This is a genomic window from Chryseobacterium elymi (genome assembly GCF_003385495.1).
Classification (GTDB): Bacteria; Bacteroidota; Bacteroidia; order Flavobacteriales; family Weeksellaceae; genus Chryseobacterium; species Chryseobacterium elymi.
The window spans coordinates 43,857-62,141 of record NZ_QNUH01000019.1; the positions used below are offsets into that span (position 1 = coordinate 43,857).

General features: G+C 36.4%; 18 protein-coding genes. 7 read left to right on the forward strand and 11 right to left on the reverse strand.

The window, feature by feature from the left end:
* Positions 1 to 138 precede the first annotated feature (138 nt).
* On the reverse strand, positions 139 to 1,728 hold the full coding sequence (locus DRF60_RS17300; protein WP_116013609.1) for an ABC-F family ATP-binding cassette domain-containing protein: 1,590 nt from the start codon (positions 1,726 to 1,728) through the stop codon (positions 139 to 141).
* Positions 1,729 to 2,143: 415 nt separating this feature from the next.
* Between DRF60_RS17300 and DRF60_RS17305 the strand changes: the two genes are divergently transcribed.
* The 6 genes from DRF60_RS17305 (at position 2,144) to DRF60_RS17330 (ending at position 7,186) form a co-directional block, all read left to right on the forward strand.
* The gene (locus tag DRF60_RS17305) at positions 2,144 to 2,698 is read left to right on the forward strand and encodes a phosphoribosyltransferase (RefSeq protein ID WP_116013611.1); all 555 of its coding nucleotides are present in this window, start codon (positions 2,144 to 2,146) and stop codon (positions 2,696 to 2,698) included.
* 126 nt (positions 2,699 to 2,824) lie between these two features.
* Positions 2,825 to 3,403, forward strand: coding sequence for an adenylate kinase (locus tag DRF60_RS17310; protein ID WP_116013614.1), 579 nt, complete (start codon positions 2,825 to 2,827; stop codon positions 3,401 to 3,403).
* A gap of 67 nt (positions 3,404 to 3,470) precedes the next feature.
* Complete coding sequence (obgE, locus tag DRF60_RS17315; RefSeq protein ID WP_116013617.1) at positions 3,471 to 4,454, forward strand: GTPase ObgE; 984 nt, start codon at positions 3,471 to 3,473, stop codon at positions 4,452 to 4,454.
* 15 nt (positions 4,455 to 4,469) lie between these two features.
* Entirely contained in the window at positions 4,470 to 5,249 is a 780-nt protein-coding gene (locus DRF60_RS17320; RefSeq protein ID WP_123902700.1) for a hypothetical protein, read from the forward strand.
* A gap of 65 nt (positions 5,250 to 5,314) precedes the next feature.
* A complete protein-coding gene (locus tag DRF60_RS17325; RefSeq protein WP_116013622.1) occupies positions 5,315 to 5,803 on the forward strand; it encodes a DUF6438 domain-containing protein in 489 nt (162 codons plus the stop codon).
* Between the two features lie 87 nt (positions 5,804 to 5,890).
* Positions 5,891 to 7,186, forward strand: a complete 1,296-nt coding sequence (locus DRF60_RS17330) for a DEAD/DEAH box helicase (RefSeq protein WP_116013625.1) — start codon at positions 5,891 to 5,893, stop codon at positions 7,184 to 7,186.
* 281 nt (positions 7,187 to 7,467) lie between these two features.
* Here the strand turns inward: DRF60_RS17330 and DRF60_RS17335 are convergent, their stop codons facing one another.
* From DRF60_RS17335 to DRF60_RS17375, 9 genes are all read right to left on the reverse strand, one after another.
* On the reverse strand, positions 7,468 to 8,256 hold the full coding sequence (locus DRF60_RS17335) for a hypothetical protein (RefSeq protein ID WP_116013628.1): 789 nt from the start codon (positions 8,254 to 8,256) through the stop codon (positions 7,468 to 7,470).
* Between the two features lie 66 nt (positions 8,257 to 8,322).
* Positions 8,323 to 8,631: a hypothetical protein gene (locus DRF60_RS17340; RefSeq protein ID WP_116013631.1), complete on the reverse strand. Its 309-nt coding sequence runs from the start codon at positions 8,629 to 8,631 to the stop codon at positions 8,323 to 8,325.
* Between the two features lie 9 nt (positions 8,632 to 8,640).
* Complete coding sequence (locus DRF60_RS17345; protein WP_116013633.1) at positions 8,641 to 9,405, reverse strand: TatD family hydrolase; 765 nt, start codon at positions 9,403 to 9,405, stop codon at positions 8,641 to 8,643.
* 4 nt (positions 9,406 to 9,409) lie between these two features.
* On the reverse strand, positions 9,410 to 9,937 hold the full coding sequence (locus DRF60_RS17350) for a DUF4269 domain-containing protein (protein ID WP_116013636.1): 528 nt from the start codon (positions 9,935 to 9,937) through the stop codon (positions 9,410 to 9,412).
* Entirely contained in the window at positions 9,930 to 10,889 is a 960-nt protein-coding gene (locus DRF60_RS17355; protein WP_116013638.1) for a GSCFA domain-containing protein, read from the reverse strand. The genes DRF60_RS17350 and DRF60_RS17355 overlap by 8 nt, the downstream gene beginning before the upstream one ends.
* Before the next feature lie 87 nt (positions 10,890 to 10,976).
* Positions 10,977 to 11,948 carry a polyprenyl synthetase family protein gene (locus DRF60_RS17360; RefSeq protein ID WP_116013641.1) on the reverse strand — a complete coding sequence of 324 codons (972 nt, stop codon included), beginning with the start codon at positions 11,946 to 11,948 and terminating at the stop codon, positions 10,977 to 10,979.
* A 104-nt stretch (positions 11,949 to 12,052) separates the two neighbouring features.
* Entirely contained in the window at positions 12,053 to 13,195 is a 1,143-nt protein-coding gene (locus DRF60_RS17365; protein ID WP_116013643.1) for an inorganic phosphate transporter, read from the reverse strand.
* A gap of 19 nt (positions 13,196 to 13,214) precedes the next feature.
* Positions 13,215 to 13,853, reverse strand: a complete 639-nt coding sequence (locus DRF60_RS17370; RefSeq protein ID WP_116013646.1) for a DUF47 domain-containing protein — start codon at positions 13,851 to 13,853, stop codon at positions 13,215 to 13,217.
* A gap of 150 nt (positions 13,854 to 14,003) precedes the next feature.
* The gene (locus tag DRF60_RS17375; RefSeq protein WP_116013649.1) at positions 14,004 to 15,713 is read right to left on the reverse strand and encodes a DEAD/DEAH box helicase; all 1,710 of its coding nucleotides are present in this window, start codon (positions 15,711 to 15,713) and stop codon (positions 14,004 to 14,006) included.
* 491 nt (positions 15,714 to 16,204) lie between these two features.
* Here DRF60_RS17375 and DRF60_RS17380 point away from each other — a divergent pair, with 491 nt between their 5' ends.
* Entirely contained in the window at positions 16,205 to 16,867 is a 663-nt protein-coding gene (locus DRF60_RS17380) for a DUF2461 domain-containing protein (RefSeq protein WP_116013652.1), read from the forward strand.
* 237 nt (positions 16,868 to 17,104) lie between these two features.
* On the opposite strand, the gene DRF60_RS17385 is transcribed toward DRF60_RS17380, so the two are convergent.
* On the reverse strand, positions 17,105 to 18,163 hold the full coding sequence (locus tag DRF60_RS17385; RefSeq protein ID WP_116013654.1) for a diphosphomevalonate/mevalonate 3,5-bisphosphate decarboxylase family protein: 1,059 nt from the start codon (positions 18,161 to 18,163) through the stop codon (positions 17,105 to 17,107).
* Positions 18,164 to 18,285: the final 122 nt, after the last annotated feature.

Consider the following 18,285-nt stretch of genomic DNA (forward strand, 5'->3'; position numbering starts at 1 on the left):
AGCAATCTAATCCTATTCCATAAAATTAGAAGAGATTGCTTCGTCGCTGCACTCCTCGCAATGACAAATACAATAAAAGCATCTGCTCAATCAGCAAAATCTGCGAGAGCATAAAACATCAGGTCATAATGCTTCTATTTAAGCCAAAACAATCTCCCTCTCCACCCCAATCTCTTCCAGAAACAGCTCATCATGTGAAATTACCAACAATGTTCCCTTATAATCTTTAATAGATGCTGTTAAGATTTCTACGTTCCGGAGATCCAAATTATTCGTCGGTTCATCAAGGATAATCATATCAGGAGCTTTACTGCTTATAGAAAGCCCACAGAGAAGCAGTCTTAAGCGCTCTCCTCCACTCAGTACTCCACATTTCTTATCCCAGGTTTCTTTTCCAAATAAAAATCTGGCCAACAGAGTTTTCACTTCAGATTCCTGCATTGCTCCGTCATTAAACTGCTTCACAAAATCATACACACTTATTTCGTGCCCGATCAGGGAATATTCCTGATCAATGTAAATCATATTAAATTCTGATCTCGAAATATCTCCAACAGTTGGTTGCAAACCTCCCAACAACAGTTTTATCAAAGTTGTTTTCCCCGACCCGTTTGAGCCTTTGATAGAAATTCTGTCACCACTCCTGATCTCAAGACTGAGATTTTCCTTCCAGAGATTTTCATGTCCATATTTGAAATTAATGTCTTCCACACCGATCAGAATTTTTCCGGAATGCAGATTGGAATCATTGAAATTCACTTTCATCTGATCAGAATTTTTCAGTGAAGAACGAAGATCGCGAAGATCACCGGAAATACCGCTGATTTTCTCAGCATGAACACCTTTTAACTTGGAAGTATTTTTTTCAGCACTATTCCGTAAGGTATTCATCATAATTCTCGCTACGCCGGATTTTTCCTGCTTCTGTTTTCCTCTTGCATCCAGTTTCTGTTTGCGATCTATAGTTTCCCGTTCCTTTTCTTTTGCTTTTTTCAAGGCCCTTTCCTTAGCATGAATATCATTCTGGAGTGCTTCCTGCTCTATTTCCTTCTGTTCAGCATAAAAGTCATAATTTCCACCATAGGTAGAAATTCCCTGATTACTTAATTCAAAAATGGTATCGACCAAATTCAGCAAAGTACGGTCATGACTCACAATCATAACAGTCGAATTTGTTTTTTCAATAAAATCATACAACAGATTTCGTCCTTCCAGATCGAGATGATTCGTAGGTTCATCCAGGATAATAATGTCCGGCTGACTGATCTGAATACCAGCCAGAAAAACTTTTGTTTTTTGTCCTCCGCTTAAGCTTTTCAGCTTTTGACTTAATTCCAGTTCTTCAAGTTTCCAGTAACTCAGTGCATTCCGGCAGCGTTCCTCAATATCCCAGTCTTCATTTAAAATTTCAAAATATTCTTCATCTACTTCGCCACTTGTGATCTTTTGAAGAGCATTCAGTTTTTTGTCAATTTTAAGACATTCTGCAACAGACAGATGATCAAAATTACCAAACATCTGTGGAACACAGTATACATCGCCCTTCACCGTTACACTTCCTTCTAAAGGCTGAATTTCCCGGGCAATGATCTTCAGAAGCATAGACTTTCCAATACCGTTGCTTCCAGCCAATGCCGATATGGTGTTAGGTTGTATGGTTAAATTGATTGAATTAAAAAGGAGATCTCCTCCCGGAAACCCGTAAGATATATTTTGCAGTAAAATCATTATTCCTTTCTTAATAATAGTTAAACATCAGCAGCACTTTGGCTACTGTTTGGTAAAATCGGAAAGAAATTGAATCCTACATGCTATGATTGGGTTTTGGAAATACAAAGATAGCAAATTATTAATTATTCATTTTTTTTAGTTAAAAAACACAAAATCTTCATATAAAAAACAAAGGTAAAAGCACAAAAAAAGCAATATTTTTATAATGATTAAATTCATTGGATCGGAATTTCTTTTACGTAATGGACTTGTAAAAACGAAGATTTTTCCGGATAGATTATGATAATTGAAGTTGTAAAAGGTGAATTATTTCAAGATATTCGTTTTAAATGATATGTTTATTAAATCCGGAATAAAAGTAGAAAAGATTTTAATCAAAAATCCGTAACTTTGCCGACTACTAAAATTTTTTATGGAAAGCATTAAAGTTCACGACAAAACTTTCGTTCCTTATCTGGAGGACGCCGAAATTCAGGAAATTGTAAAAGAAACAGCGTTAAGGATTTATGAAGATTACAAAGACGAGGTTCCTGTTTTCATCGGGGTTCTGAATGGGGTGATCATGTTCTTCTCAGATCTTTTAAAATACTATCCGGGCGAATGCGAAATTGCTTTCATCCAAATGAGTTCGTATTCAGGAACGGAATCTACGGGGATTGTTTACCAGAAGATGGAGCTTACTAAAGACGTGAAGGACCGTCACATTATTCTTGTAGAAGATATTGTAGATACTGGAAACACAGTTGAAAGTCTGTTCAAATATTTTACGGAAACACAGCGTCCGAAATCTGTAAAGCTGGCTTCATTCTTATTAAAGCCTGATGTTTACAAAAAAGATTTCAAGCTGGATTATATCGGAAAAGAGATTCCAAATAAATTCGTCCTTGGTTATGGTCTTGATTATGATGAGTTAGGAAGAAACCTTTCGAATCTGTATCAACTGGAAGAGGGACAGATCAACCATTAATTATTGCTACTAGCTTTTGGCTATTAGCCATTAGCTTTAAATATTAAAATCGAAATAAAGTAAATATTAACTAAAAAAGCTAAAGGCTGAAAGCTTAGTGCCGGAAGCTGCAAGCGAATCAACATTATGATAAACATTGTTCTGTTCGGCCCTCCAGGAAGTGGAAAAGGAACACAAGCTCAAAACCTGATCGAAAAATTCAATTTAAAACAGATTTCAACAGGCGACCTTTTCAGATATAACATGAAAAATGATACTGAGCTTGGAAAACTGGCTAAGTCTTATATTGATAAGGGAGAACTGGTTCCGGATCAGGTAACAACGGATATGCTGATCGATGAGCTCAGAAAACCTACTGATACCAACGGATTTATCTTTGACGGCTATCCAAGAACAACTGCCCAGACGGAAGCTTTGGAAAAAATTGTAGCACAGGAACTGAACGATAAAATTGATATCTGTCTTTCGTTAGTGGTAGAGGACAAAATTTTAGTGGAAAGACTTCTGAAAAGAGGGGAAACCAGCGGAAGATCTGACGACAGCAATGTGGAAATCATTGAAAACAGGATTAAAGAATATTATACTAAAACAGCAGAAGTTGCCGAACTTTACAAGCAACAGGGAAAATATGTTGAAGTAAACGGCGTAGGAGAAATTGACGAGATTTCCCAAAAGCTTTTCGCTGAAGTCGAAAAAATTAAATAATCGGGATAGGGTGTACGGGATTGGAAAAATTCGGATCCCGTAAGCCACAACCCGCAACACAAACTATATGTCTAACTTTGTAGATTACGTAAAGATCCATTGTAAAAGCGGACACGGAGGTGCTGGTTCTGCCCACCTTCGCCGTGAAAAATATATTCCTAAAGGTGGTCCGGATGGAGGCGACGGAGGCCGTGGCGGACACGTCATCATGAGAGGAAATGCTCAGGAATGGACTTTACTTCCACTTCGATACACCCGTCACATAAAAGCTGACCGTGGTGAAAACGGAGCGAAAAATCAGCTGACCGGTGCTGACGGTGATGATATTTATATTGATGTTCCGATTGGGACTATCGCTAAAAATGAAGAGGGAGAAATTATCGGCGAAATTCTTGAAGATAAGCAGGAAATTATCTTGATGCAGGGAGGAAAAGGGGGAAAAGGAAACGAACATTTCAAATCTTCCACCAACCAGACTCCAAGATATGCACAGCCAGGAATGGATGGTGAGGAAGGCTTTGTAGTTTTCGAGCTTAAAATTTTGGCAGATGTAGGTTTAGTCGGTTTTCCAAATGCCGGAAAGTCTACCCTTCTTGCATCCGTATCTGCTGCAAAACCTAAGATCGCAAATTATGCATTTACAACTTTAACACCCAATCTTGGTATTGTGGACTACAGAAATTACAAATCATTTGTAATGGCTGATATTCCAGGTATTATTGAAGGTGCTGCTGAAGGAAAAGGTTTGGGACACAGATTCTTAAGACATATTGAAAGAAACTCCATCTTGTTATTCTTAATTCCGGCAGATTCTGAAAGCCATTTCCAGGAGTTTAAAATTCTGGAAAACGAATTAAAGGAATACAATCCTGAGCTTTTGGATAAAGATTTTATCATTTCTATTTCAAAATCCGACCTTCTGGATGATGAGCTTAAAAAAGAAATTTCTGCTGAATTCCCTGAAAACAGGAAGCCGTTATTTTTCTCCGGTGTTACGGGAGAAGGCCTTTTAGAACTGAAAGACGCTGTCTGGAAAAAACTTCACGGATAAAAGATGATACACTCATTGAAAAAAATAACAGCACCCGCTGTTATTTTTGTTTCATTTCTGCTGCCTGCCCTGGCTTATGCCCAGGACAGCTTTTCATTCATGCAAACATCCAAACAGGATGAGCCGGCACCATTAAATCATAAGGCGTTTTTTAAGTATGAATTCAACAAAAGGTTAAAATATAAACTTACTCATAATAAAGTAGCAGGTAATGGTAGAAATAATGAGGTGAGTGATATTATTGAATATTACACAAATGAAACGGATCTTTCTGTCCTGTATTTTAACAACAGCAGAAATGGGATTATTTATAATTTAAGTAAAGATACCAATCCGGTCCTTCCTGTTTCGATCAAGGATGAGAGTAAAGAGATCAAACCCGGAAATTTTGATTATTTTACTGGTGACATTCCTTTGGAGTCGGAAATTGCTGAGATCAAGAAAAGAAGAAAAGCTAAAACCGACCGGATATTAGAATTGGTTGAAAAGAAAGCAGAAAATAACCTGACTCATTATAAGTATAATCTTATCCGTAATAATAAAACAAAAACGAATCTGGGAATCATTGAGCTGGATGTGACCACCAGTGATCAGAATTTCAACAACAATATTCTTTATGACATGGAACCTTTATTCTTCAAAAATAAGATCATTTTTGACAAAGGGGAAATAAAAAGCTACTCTTATTATAACACTGCTAAGAAGAGAACAAAATACTATGAATCAATGAATAATGATTCTGTACTGCTAAGATTATCATTCACCAAAGGATGTTGTGTTTCATCTCTGGAATAGCTTCTATACTGAGACCGTTCTGCATTTGGAATAATTATTGAAACAAACCAGGGAAACCATCCGCTATGAAATATATACTAAGTTTTTGTGCATTTATATTTTTATTTTCCTGCACGACCCAGAAAGCCAATTCAAAATATGCTAAAATTGAATATGAAGCAGGAGCATGTTTCGGATCCTGCCCTATCTTCACGATGACCATCAATCCGGACAGGACGGCCATGCTGGAAGCTGAGCATTTTAATTTTTCCAAAGATTTTTCTAAAGGTGAATTTTCAAAACCACGCGAAGGAACTTTTCAAGGAGTGATCAAAGAAGCAGATTATAATAAATTGATTAGTCTACTGAATGATCTTGATGTAAAAAACCTGAAAGACAAATACGGAACAAAAAATATTACGGATCTTTCAACATCATATCTGAGAATTAATTTTACGGACGGAACTTCCAAAAACGTAGAAGACTACGGCAAAAGAGGAAGTGAAAAACTAAGAGAAGTTTATATGTTTATTGAAGAGCTGAGACACAATCAGCAATGGACAAAAGTAAAATAATCCGTTTAAAAATATTTAGACTACCTTTGCATCGTATCATTCCTTCACATTGAGGGAATTTTATTTTAAATTAAAAAAACAGTTCATTTGAATTTTACAGACCTAAACTTAATAGAACCTATTGCAAAAGCAATTCAGGAACAGGGATATACTAATCCCACGCCCATTCAGGAGAGATCTATCCCTGAAATCTTAAAAGGCAGCGACTTTTTAGGATGTGCACAGACAGGAACAGGAAAGACAGCGGCGTTCGCCATTCCTATTCTTCAGAATTTATCAAAAAGTAAGACCAAAAATAATCATATCAAAGCCCTGATCTTAACGCCGACAAGAGAACTTGCTATACAGATCGAGGAAAATATTAATGCATACGGAAAGTACCTTCCGCTAAAACAGCTCGTAATTTTCGGAGGTGTAAAGCAGGGGAATCAGGAGGCCGCCTTAAGAAAGGGTATCGACATTCTGGTAGCAACCCCCGGCAGGCTTCTGGATTTTATCGCACAGGGTATCATCAGCCTAAAGAACATCGAAATCTTTGTTCTGGATGAGGCAGACAGAATGCTTGATATGGGTTTTGTACATGATGTAAAAAGAGTGATCAAGCTTCTTCCACAAAGAAGACAGACTTTATTCTTTTCAGCGACAATGCCTTCAGAAATTCAGAAACTGGCAGACTCTATCCTGAATAATCCTGTGAAAGTTGAAGTTACTCCGGTTTCTTCCACTGCAGAAACGATCAAACAGTCGGTTTATTTTGTTGAAAAAGACAATAAACTGAACCTTCTTTCCCATATTTTAGAGAATGATATTGCAGATTCTGTACTGGTATTTTCGAGAACAAAACATGGTGCCGACAAAATTGCAAGAAAACTGCAGAAAGACAATATTTCAGCAGAAGCTATTCATGGGAATAAATCTCAAAATGCAAGGCAGAATGCCCTGAATAATTTTAAGTCCGGAAAAACAAGGATTCTGGTCGCTACAGACATCGCCGCAAGAGGTATTGATATCGATGAGCTTAAATATGTGATCAACTTCGAGCTTTCAGATGTTTCTGAAACGTATGTTCACAGAATCGGAAGAACGGGAAGAGCGGGAGCTGAAGGATCTTCAATTTCTTTTGTAGACAGTCTCGATCTTTTAAATTTAAGAAATACGGAGAAACTGATCGGGAAGAAAATTCCTGTAGTAAAGGATCATCCTTTCCATACTGATAATCTGGTAGCACAGAAAAGGGATTCTAATAATAAGCCTATGGCAGCCGGTGGTGACAGAAGATCCCCGAGGTCTCCAAAACCGCAGAATAACAACAATAAGCCTGCGGGTAACACTCCAACGAGTTTCAAGAAGCCTAAGAATAAAAATTTCACCAGAAAAAAATAATACGAAAGCCCTTTCCAACGAAAGGGCTTTTTTATTTAGAATTTTCAGATTTAAAAACGGTTGTTCTACTCTCGATTCTAATATTTTCAAATATAAAGGAGCTTGGGTATTAAAGAAATTTAGATTATAGGACTGGAATTACTAATCTGATTCTTTACCCTTGTCAAGGTTTAAAAACCTTGACAAGGGTAACCGAGACTGTTTGGGTAAGGGTGATATAAGAATTTATCTTCGGCAAAATAAGCAGAGCTATTCATCTTTAAACTCAATGATCCGAATACTTATACTTTCTCGTCTATTTTTATTTCTTTCTGAACTGAAAAGCAGTAAGCAATAATACTGAAAGGCAGGCAGGCCGCAAGATAAGTGGTTGAGAAAAGGTTATGCTGGAAATCCAGTCCGAAAAGCAAATATTTTTCCAGTACAAAGCTGAGCATCACCAGAAAAACAATATATGCCGAAAAATAGAATACATCATTTATTGTTCTTACATAAAACGACATAAACAGAGCTGCTCCAAGAAAACACAGCATGACAAATGTATTGCTCTGTCCCTGAAGAGTCAGTGGATTATGCTGTATAATGTAATCAAGATTTTTAGCAGAAAAAAAAACACTCAATAATAGTATAGCTACAGTCAGCACAAATGCTGCAGCTGTTTTTATTTTATGGTTTATACCTGTTACCAAAAAAGGCTTCAGGAAAAAAATAATCAGTGGAATGACTGCCACACTTCTTGTCAGAAACAAAACACCAAGGCACACACCCAACAGCACCGGTTTTTGAAAATAATTTCCTTTAAACTTACTGTGCCAGAAAAGGATAAATGCGGCTACGAAAATAAAAGAGGAAATAAAATCACTCTTGCAGACCGCTTCGTAAATGTAAGACAGGGATATTCCAAGCATCAGTATAGCTGTGAACCTGATCAGATTGTTTTTAAATTCCAGAAGAACAGCATAGGAAAACAGCAAAAAAGCAGCTACCTGAAGATAGCCCACATTTCCCAGAAGATAAGCAGGTAAAGCCAGCAAAAGCTGCCCGGGAAGGTATGAGGATAAATTCCCCATAAAATTCCGTGTACTATAAATATATTTTCCGTGAATCCAATAATCTAAAGAAAAATCCAGTGTCTGCTAACGGTCTATATTCATTTGGTAAGGATCTTTTAAGATGTGGCATAAACCAATATACCCTACTCCTAAAATCACCGTCAAAAGATAGACGAGCTTTACATTAATCTTTTTTGTCAACAATTCATTCTTTCTCAGATAAAATAAGAAAATATGTACGGCAGTAAAGATGACAATCGGGATACTAATAGGTACAAATGACAGTCGGATACCGTACTTGGTCAGGAATAAAAAATTAATCACAAAATAAACTGCAAACAATATTAAACTGTTTAGCTTACTGTTTTGTGTATAAGTTAAAATTTTATTCATCTGAATAAATTAAATCCTAAAAATTCTCTTAGCATTTTCAGTAGTCATTTCATCAATCTCAGAAAAATCCTTCCCATAGATATTCACCAGCTTTCCGGCTACGAGGTCCAGGTAAGAACTTTCATTTCTCTTCCCTCTGTGCGGAACCGGAGCAAGATAAGGTGAATCTGTTTCCAGAACGATCTTGTTCAGAGGAATTTCATTCAGAAACTGGTCGATCTTTCCATTTTTAAAGGTCACAACTCCGCCTATTCCCAATATAAAATTCAGATCAATGGCATGTTTCGCCTGTTCGAGATCTCCCGAAAAGCAGTGGAAAATCCCACGAAGCTTCGGATGCTTTTTTCTTTCCAGGACCTCGAATGTTTCATCGAAACTTTCTCTTGTATGGATCACAATAGGAAGATCCTTTTCTATAGCCCAGTCGATTTGCTGTTCAAAAGCTTTAATCTGGATATCCAGCGTAGTTTTATCCCAGTAAAGGTCGATCCCGATCTCTCCTATTGCCGGAAAATCTTTCTCTTCCAGATAATTTTTAACGACATCAAGCTCTTTTTCCCAGGATTCAGGCTTTACATAGCACGGATGAAGCCCCATCATGGCAATAACCTGTCCGGGATATTCAGTTTCCAGCCGAAGCATCTTTTCATGAGATTCCGAGTCAATGGCAGGAAGATAAAATTTTGTGATTCCTTTATCTAGAGCTCTCTGTATAGCCTCTTTTCTGTCTTCATCAAATTCTTCAGCGTATAAATGGGTATGTGTATCAATCATTGTCTTAAAATTTTAACAGATCTTCATAGGGGTTTTTCAACCCCATTAATAAACCGAAAGCTGGTTCAGTCTTGACTCCCTGTTTCTTAAGTTCTATTATTTTATATTTAAAATCTTCTCCTTTTTCTTTTAATATATTGTATTCAGCAAGCATATGCCGATAGGCATTCTGTTCGATTGAGGGTTTGTTCTGTGCGAAAATCTCTATTGAAAATTCTTCCAGCATAAAGTTCAGAACGATACTTTTTTCTCCGTTAATAATGATATTTTCAATTTTTACATCAGTATCTCCCGGCATTAATCTGCTCATGGCGATATCATCTAAAAAGTCTTCTTCAAATTTAAGGTCTACTTCGCAAATGATATCCAGATCGCTGTTTTCAATATCAATTTCAATTGGGATTGTTCCGGCAAGAATTGGAGAATAGGGCTTTAATTTCTCAAAGATCTGATATTTTTTAAGAACTTCATAAGCCCTTTTTTGCCTTTCGTTTCCGGATTTCAAATAACTGAGGTTCGTGAAATCAATCATTTATAAAAATTTTATGCCTTACTTTTTCCCTCTGAGCTTCAATTCTCTGATTTAATTTTTCTCTAAATTCAATATACTTCGGATCCTTTTCATCATCAGTTCTATGCTCCAATGCTTTACTGATTTTAAAATTTTCTTTGATAAAACTTTTTGTCTCATCTGAAAAATAGGCTTCTCCAAATTTATCAAAAATGTAACTGACAGCCTGCAATGTCGGATGAATCATATCTTCCTTATAAAAACGGTAATCACGCAGATCATCCATCAGTATTTCATAAATGGGCAGGTAATGGCAGTTTTCCAGCTGCAAAAGTGCTTCATGAACAGCGGTGATCAGTTTGGATTTGCTGAGCTGATTCTCAATCATTCCATCCTTGGTATGACGTACAGGTGACACGGTAAACAGGATCTGTACATCATCCCTACAGATATCTTTAAGGTTTAAAACGGTATTATAAATGGAATCTGTAAGTTCCTGATGGGAAAGCAATCGTTTTTCAAAAAACTTCTGTGGAATCTTGTGACAGTTGGCGGCCAGTTTTTTCTTTGGGATAAATTCATAAATAAATGAAGTTCCATACGTAATGATCACCCAACCTGCATCCTGCAAGAAACTGTTTCCTAATTCTATTCCCATATTGATCCTGTCCAGCGTTTGATGAACATATCTTCTGTCGAAGCTGCTGTGATGGTCCAGGGAGATAAATTCGTCGTTAAAAGTGATCAGCTCATCTTCTGTATAAAACTCTGAATCATGGAGCCTTTTAATGGCATTACTGATTGAAAAAGGATTAAAAATAGTTCCGAACGGATTATTGACCGTCTGAAGCTGTCCCCGGCCCAACAAATCTGCCATTTCTGAAGCAAAACAGGATCCTATTGAAAATATTTTATCTTCAACATCAATCTTTTTTTCTGACTCCGGAATGTCAACTTCAGTTCTGAATTTCATTAATAAGGGATTAGGGTTTAGAAATCAGGGCTTAGGAATCTGCTATGAACAAACTAATACCTAAGCCCTAATTCCTATTACCTTTATTTAGCTCTCTCTTCTCAACAGATAATTAGCGAGTTCTATAAAAGGTTTTTTCTTTTCTTCCGGAATGTTAATCTTCTCCAGGTAGCTCTGTCCTATTTCATTGTGCTTTTCAATCAGGCGTAATGCTTTCTCATCCACTTTGGTTCTTCTGAAAATCTTTTCAACACCGTATACTTTATCAATGTTATCAGTTTTCTTACCATACCAATGGTCCAGCTCTCTTCTTTCTTCCTCTGTAGCATGTTCTCTGGCTAAAAGATACAGCACCGTTTTTTTATTTTCATAAATATCCCCGGCATGCTTCTTTCCAAACTGAGCCTGGTCTCCAAATACATCAAGATAATCATCCATAATCTGGAAAGCAATACCTATGTGTTTTCCGAAATTGAAAATCGCTTTGGCATCTTTGAAGTTGGCTCTTGCAATAAGCGCTCCTATTTCAAAAGAAGAAGCACTCAGCACTCCCGTTTTATAAGTAATCATTCGAATGTAATCATCATAGGTTACATTTTCCTGAGTTTCAAAATTAATATCATATTGCTGGCCTTCACACAGAAGAAGTCCGGTATGGGTAAAGATCCTGATGCATGCTTTGAAAATTTCAGGCTCAAGGTCTTCAAAAAACTTATAAGCTTTCAGCATCAGTCCGTCACCGGAAAGGATTCCGACATTGATTCCATGAAGGGTATGGATAGTGGGTTTATTTCTTCTTAAAGGAGCCTCATCCATAATATCGTCATGGATAAGGGTGAAGTTATGGAAAAATTCAATGGCCAGTGCAGGTTTTATTGCCTGTTTAAGATCTCCACCAAAGAGGTCGCAGGCCATCAGTACCATAATAGGACGAAGACGCTTTCCGCCATGGGAAATGATGTAGTTCATCGGATCATAAAGTTCTGCGGGTTTGTCTTTAAAAGTGTACTTGGTGATGGCTTCAGCAACAATCTGCTGGTATCTGTCTAAAAATTCCATAAAATTTTTTTTAGTTTAAACAAAAATACAATTTTTCGAGGCTTAATAAAACAAAAAACTTTGCCCGAAGGGACAAAGTTTATATTATTTGTTGAACTTTTAAATTAAGTCAGAAATGTTACTATAAGGTAAGTAATTCCTGCAACAATTGCTGAAATCGGGATTGTAAGTACCCAAGCCCAAAGAAGGCTTACCGTAATTCCCCACCTTACAGCAGAAACTCTTTTTGTCAATCCAACACCAATGATTGAACCTGTAATAGTGTGTGTGGTAGATACAGGAATACCAAAGTGATCTGTGATGAATAATGTGATTGCTCCTGCAGTTTCAGCACTTACCCCTTCAAGAGAAGTTACTTTTGTAATTTTAGTTCCCATTGTCTTAATGATTTTCCATCCTCCGCTCATGGTTCCTAAACCAATTGCAAGGAAAGAAACTAAAGGAACCCAAAGGTAATGTTCTGCAAAGTAATCGAAACGTCCTGCTGAAGGAATGCTCAGGTATACCGGATCCTGTAGCATCTCAACATGATAGTAGATCAGGGCCGCCCCGATGATTCCCATTACTTTCTGGGCATCATTCAATCCGTGTCCTAAGCTGAATAAAGCTGAAGAAGCCAGCTGTAATCTTTTGAAAGACTGATCTGCTTTATGCGGATTTGACTTTTTGTATAGATGAACAATAATTAATGTAATAATAATTGAAATAATCATCCCTATTACCGGTGCCATAAAAATGAACAGGAAGATAGGAATTACTTTCTCAAATTTCACAACATTCTGTGTAGTTACTTGATAAAGAGCATGCTTGCATGTCTCAAAAAAGCCTAAATTTGGTTGTGCTGCTACTACATCATGATAGTCCAGCATGAAGGCATTCATCAGTGCTGCTCCCAAAAAACCACCAATTAAGGTATGTGATGATGAGGAAGGGATTCCAAACCACCACGTTAAAAGGTTCCATGCAATAGCTGCTATAAGACCTGAAAATATAACTTCAAGGTTGATAAAATTCTCATTAACGGTTTTGGCAATGGTATTACCAATTTTAAATTCGCCAATAATATAGGCTGCAATAAAAAATGCTGCGAAGTTCCAGAGTGCTGCCCAAAGTACAGCCTGAAAAGGAGTTAAAACCTTTGTAGAAACAATGGTTGCAATTGAGTTGGCTGCATCATGAAAACCATTAATATAGTCGAAAATTAAAGCCAAAGCAATAATAACCGTAAGTAAAATCGGAAATTCCATTTCTGTAAGTTAAAATTGTTTAAGCGTATTTAATCATGATGTTCTCAATCGTGTTGGCAACATCTTCTGCTTTGTCAGTTACTATTTCAAGATAATTAAGTACAGATGAAACTTTGATAATGTTAATGGCATCATTAGTTTCAAAAAGATCTACCATTGAGTTGGAAAGCAGATCATCTGCAATGTTTTCAATAGAGTTTACTTTGATACACGCTTCTTTTACCTGGTCCATATTTTTGAATCCTTTAAGGTTTTTCATTGCATTCTGGATCTCAAGACAAGCTTTGTGAATCAGTAATGAAAAATCCGAATAAGCCTTCATTTCAGGCGACTTGTAAAGGAAGATATATTTTGTGGAAGCGTAGATGTAATCAGCGATATCATCAAGGCCGGTTGCCAGTGTGTGAATATCTTCACGGTCGAACGGCGTAATGAAGTTTTTTCCTAATTCAACAAAGATCTCATGGGTAAGCTCATCGTTTTTATGCTCGTAGTCACTCATTCTTTTCAACATGGTATCATCGTTAAGATCGAAATCTTTGATACCGTGATTAAAGTCTTCAGACATTGCAACTAGGTTCTCCGTTACTTTTTCAAAAAGCACAAAGAAAATTTTATCTTTTGGTTGAAAAGCGTGGAAAATATTACCAATCCCCATTTTTATATATTTATAATTTGAGTGCAAATTTCTTAAAAAAGGATTTGCCTTGAAACAATATAACATTAAGTTTTGTTAACATTAGGTTAACACCTGATTATCAAATAAAAAAACCGGCCAAAAGCCGGTTTCTTTATCTCTTAAGGTGCCTTAGTTTGCTACTTCAGCTCTCATTTCTTTTCCTTTAAATTTCATTGAAGGAATATTACTCATTACATTTTCCTGGAATGATTTTTCCACTTCAAAGAATGAGAATTTTTCCAGGATTTCAATATCTCCGATTTCCGCTCTTTTTTTGCTTTTTCCGGCTGTTGCTTTATTAATGATATCCAATACATCAAGCTTTTTCAACTGATCTTTTTTCCCAAGGTTGAAGAAGAATCTTACCATGTTTTCGTCCTTTCTTCTAGGCTTTCCACCACGGTCTCTACTATCTCGGCTTCCTCTGGTGTCACGATCTCCACGATCTCTTCCTCTGTCTCTGTCCCTGTCGCGTCCTCTGTCTCTTCTTGAGTAATCATCGTCTCTGCTGCTGAACTTCTGCTCAACAAGGTCATGCTTATCTTTGTAGTACAGCGCAAGATCTTTCAACTGGAACTGTAACAATTTATGAACAAGTTCCTCTTTAGTGAAAGCACTTAGATCAGGAATTAAGCTATCGTTAAATTCAAAGATATCTTCTTCATGTTCTGTAAACAATTTTTCAAAAACACCTCCAACCTGAGCTTTGATAATATCATCACCTGTTGGAATAAATTTTTCTACAATATCGATCTTTGTTGCAGATTTGATCTGCTTCAGCTTTCTGCTTTCTTCAGGCTTGATTAAAGCCATTGAAATACCGTCTTTTCCAGCTCTACCGGTTCTTCCACTTCTGTGAACAAATACTTCCGGATCATCAGGTAAAGAATAATGGATAACGTGTGTTAAAGAGTTTACATCTAATCCTCTTGCTGCAACGTCAGTCGCCACAAGGATATCAATGTTTTTCAGTCTGAATTTCTTCATTACCGTGTCTCTCTGCGCCTGGGAAAGATCTCCGTGAAGCGCATCCGCTGCGTAACCATTCTGCATCAGGAAATCTGCAACTTCCTGAGTTTCCATTCTTGTTCTGCAGAAAAGAATAGAATATTGGTTAGGGTTTGCATCAATTAATCTCTTAAGAGCTTCTTTTTTCTGACGGTAGCCTACCACATAATATTCATGCTTAATGTTCTTTTTAACCTCGTTAATAGAACCTACAGAAATACGGTGCGGGCTGGTAAGATAATTTTTAGAAATTCTCTCCACTTCCTTATTCATCGTTGCCGAGAATAAAAAAGTTTGCTTTGTGTCCGGTGTTTCACTTAAAATTGTTTCCAATTCATCTTTGAAACCCATAGAAAGCATTTCATCAGCTTCGTCTAAAACTAACCAATGAATAGCAGAAAAATCAAGTGCTTTTCTGTTGATAAGGTCGATTACCCTTCCTGGAGTACCTACAATAATTTGTGGTTTATCCTTTAAAGAGCGAATCTGATCCATAATACTGCTTCCACCGTAAACCGCTGTGGTTTTGATGTCTTTCATGTACTTGGAATAATTTTTTATGTCTTTAGAAATCTGAAGACATAATTCCCGTGTCGGACAAAGGACCAAAAATTGGATTTTGCGACTCGTTTCGTCAATCATATCCAAAATCGGAAGCGAAAACGCTGCTGTTTTGCCTGTCCCTGTCTGCGCAAGTGCGATCAAATCGCGAATATCTGAAAGAATGAAAGGGATAGTCTGTTTTTGGATTTCTGTCGGGCTTTCGTAACCCAGTTCGCCAACTGCCTTAAGGATATCAGGACTTAAATTGGACTCCGTAAATAAATTCATTAAATATTTTAAAATTTTTGCAAAGATACAATAAATATTTGATTTGTTTTTGAATAAAGTTTTAAATATGTAAACTTTAATTCAGAATCCTTTAATATTTTCTTAATTTTTAAAAAATTAAATCTAAAAAAACATGGTCTGCGTTAAAAACATATCAAATATTATTTTTTTTTATTAAATTGGATTAATTTTTTCGGTATTATTTATGAATTTTCAAAAATAACATTATTCTTGGTAAATTTTTCTTTAAAAATACCTTACTTCTCAATCCGAATATTTCCTTTACCTCCACAGTTTTTAAATATCTATTAGTCAATGGATTAAGTTTTTTTTAGATTCTGTTATTTTAAAATTATATTTATTTTTTATCTGTGCAATTGTCTGCTTTTATGTTAAAGTATAAACTACACTATATAATTTTGGTCAGCATAAGTTTATTTTTTAACTTGGTTTAAAATAAATCAACAGTGTATCATACTAAACATTAAAACATGAATATCATAAAGCCGGAAACTCTGACCTTTCTAAAAGATCTTACTGTAAACAATAACCGTGAATGGTTTAATGAAAACAAAGCCGTTTATACAACATCACAGGAAAATGTTATTGCGTTCCTTGACGGATTGATCAAAGAAATGTCCGGTTTTGATGAAGAATTGGGGAAAATTGATAGCAAAAAATCACTATTCAGAATTTATAGGGACACCCGGTTTTCAAAAGACAAGTCACCTTACAAAACCAATTTCGGAGCGTCTCTCGGCATGGGTAAAGGCAGCCAGAAAGGAGGTTATTACCTTCATATGGAACCGGGGAAATCTTTTCTGGCGGGTGGCATTTATATGCCTGAATCTTCTGTTCTGAAAGAAGTAAGGAAAGAAATTTCGCTGTATGGAGACGATTTCCTTAAGATCATCAACCAAAAAGACTTCAAAAAGTATTTCCCGGAACTGGATCAGGATGATAAGCTGAAAAAAGTTCCTCAGGGATTTGAGAAAGAAGATCCAATGGGTGAATATTTGAAACTAAAGAATTTTATTGTGGTTTATTATCTGAAAGACGAAGAAATCCTGGATAAAAATGCCATAAAAAACATAACTAAGATTTTTAAGCTTATGAAGCCTTTTAATGATTTTCTGAATGCACCTTTTCAATAAAATTACATACTTTTGATTGCAAAGGTTAGTTTTTAAATTTGCAACTTTAAGGTTGCAAAGAAGGAATCACTTGCATTGATTTGATGAAGCTAAAGCATTATAGCCTTATCAATATACCTGTTGTGTTTTTTTAATTTGTATTAAAGAATCTGCCTGATCTGCTAAATCCGCGCGAGACTTTTACGCTCGCAGATTTAGCAGACCAGGCAAATGTTTATTTTATATTTTTCTTTATTCTTAAAATCTCATTACGTCCTTTACTAGTCCATTTTTTTGGGTATGCTGCAGTAATTCTGTTTCGATGAATGTTTTGATCTTATCTTCCGCTCCGTTGTTCGGGAATAGAAGATGAACATTGGCTCCTGCATCCAGTGTAAAGAATAACGGAAGTCCTGTTTCTCTTCTAAAATCCCAGACCTTATTGATCACTTCCATGGTTCCGGTTTTCATCAGAATGAAGGCAGGATCACTCATCATCATCATGGCATGTAGTGTAAGCGCTTCATGTTCTACCAATTTGATAAAACGTTCCATATCACCACTCTTTAAAATCTCTTTCATAGGAACAAAATTCTCTCTCGCTTCCTGGAATCTTCTTTCAGCATAAGGATTGGTATTCATCAAACCATGCCCGACGGTTGAGGAAACACTTTTCTGACCTTCATGAATCAACAGCACCCAGTCGTTGAATTTTTTAAATATATCATGAATTTCTGCATCAGGATATTTTACCGCAAACAGGTCCGAACTTCCTTCTATCTCATCTGATGTTCCCCAGACTACCAGCCCATTGTATAAGCTTCTGCATGCGCTTCCGCTTCCCAACCTCGCCAAAAATGATGCTTTTCTTAATGATTCTTCTTCAGATTGATTTCCTGAAAATTCCACATCCAGCTTCATCAGACATTTGGCAATGGCTCCGAACCCAGAAGCAGAACTTGCAATCCCCGAACTGTGGGGAAAGGTATTTTCTGTTCTGATGATATATTTCCCTTTCAGGATCCAGGGAAGATATCGCTCAACATTTTTGAAATATTTTTCTATTTTTTCAGCAAATTTCACTTCTTCATTTCCTGCCAGAAAAGTTTGTACAGAGAAAGGTTCATCTGCCAGAAACTCCATAGAAGTATTGGTTTTACAATGATTTAAAGTATAGCTAATACTTGGATTTGCAGGAATTTGGCTATCATATTTGCCCCAGTATTTGATCAGGGCAATATTGGATGGGCAGCTTTCTGAAACTGTCTGAGTATGGACGGTAAAATTTTGTTTTCCTAGGAATTCTTGTGTTGTCATAGTCTGATTTAAAATAATAAAACTCTTTTAATTAACCACAAAAGGCACAAAAGAATATTAACATTTAGTTATTTAGATTTAAAATAAAACTGCCTATTGAAGACCACTTAAGTTTCTGAAAA

Bases quoted from the DNA above. Each gene is read 5' to 3' on its own strand.
- DRF60_RS17335 (WP_116013628.1), bottom strand. From the start codon at position 8,256: ATGGGGAATTTATCCTCATACCTTCCCGGGCAGCTTTTGCTGGCTTTA.
- obgE (WP_116013617.1), top strand. From the start codon at position 3,471: ATGTCTAACTTTGTAGATTACGTAAAGATCCATTGTAAAAGCGGACAC.
- DRF60_RS17370 (WP_116013646.1), bottom strand. From the start codon at position 13,853: ATGGGGATTGGTAATATTTTCCACGCTTTTCAACCAAAAGATAAAATT.
- DRF60_RS17385 (WP_116013654.1), bottom strand. From the start codon at position 18,163: ATGACAACACAAGAATTCCTAGGAAAACAAAATTTTACCGTCCATACT.
- DRF60_RS17365 (WP_116013643.1), bottom strand. From the start codon at position 13,195: ATGGAATTTCCGATTTTACTTACGGTTATTATTGCTTTGGCTTTAATT.
- DRF60_RS17375 (WP_116013649.1), bottom strand. From the start codon at position 15,713: ATGAATTTATTTACGGAGTCCAATTTAAGTCCTGATATCCTTAAGGCA.
- DRF60_RS17340 (WP_116013631.1), bottom strand. From the start codon at position 8,631: ATGAATAAAATTTTAACTTATACACAAAACAGTAAGCTAAACAGTTTA.
- DRF60_RS17345 (WP_116013633.1), bottom strand. From the start codon at position 9,405: ATGATTGATACACATACCCATTTATACGCTGAAGAATTTGATGAAGAC.
- DRF60_RS17300 (WP_116013609.1), bottom strand. From the start codon at position 1,728: ATGATTTTACTGCAAAATATATCTTACGGGTTTCCGGGAGGAGATCTC.
- DRF60_RS17310 (WP_116013614.1), top strand. From the start codon at position 2,825: ATGATAAACATTGTTCTGTTCGGCCCTCCAGGAAGTGGAAAAGGAACA.
- DRF60_RS17325 (WP_116013622.1), top strand. From the start codon at position 5,315: ATGAAATATATACTAAGTTTTTGTGCATTTATATTTTTATTTTCCTGC.
- DRF60_RS17355 (WP_116013638.1), bottom strand. From the start codon at position 10,889: ATGAAATTCAGAACTGAAGTTGACATTCCGGAGTCAGAAAAAAAGATT.
- DRF60_RS17350 (WP_116013636.1), bottom strand. From the start codon at position 9,937: ATGATTGATTTCACGAACCTCAGTTATTTGAAATCCGGAAACGAAAGG.
- DRF60_RS17380 (WP_116013652.1), top strand. From the start codon at position 16,205: ATGAATATCATAAAGCCGGAAACTCTGACCTTTCTAAAAGATCTTACT.
- DRF60_RS17360 (WP_116013641.1), bottom strand. From the start codon at position 11,948: ATGGAATTTTTAGACAGATACCAGCAGATTGTTGCTGAAGCCATCACC.
- DRF60_RS17305 (WP_116013611.1), top strand. From the start codon at position 2,144: ATGGAAAGCATTAAAGTTCACGACAAAACTTTCGTTCCTTATCTGGAG.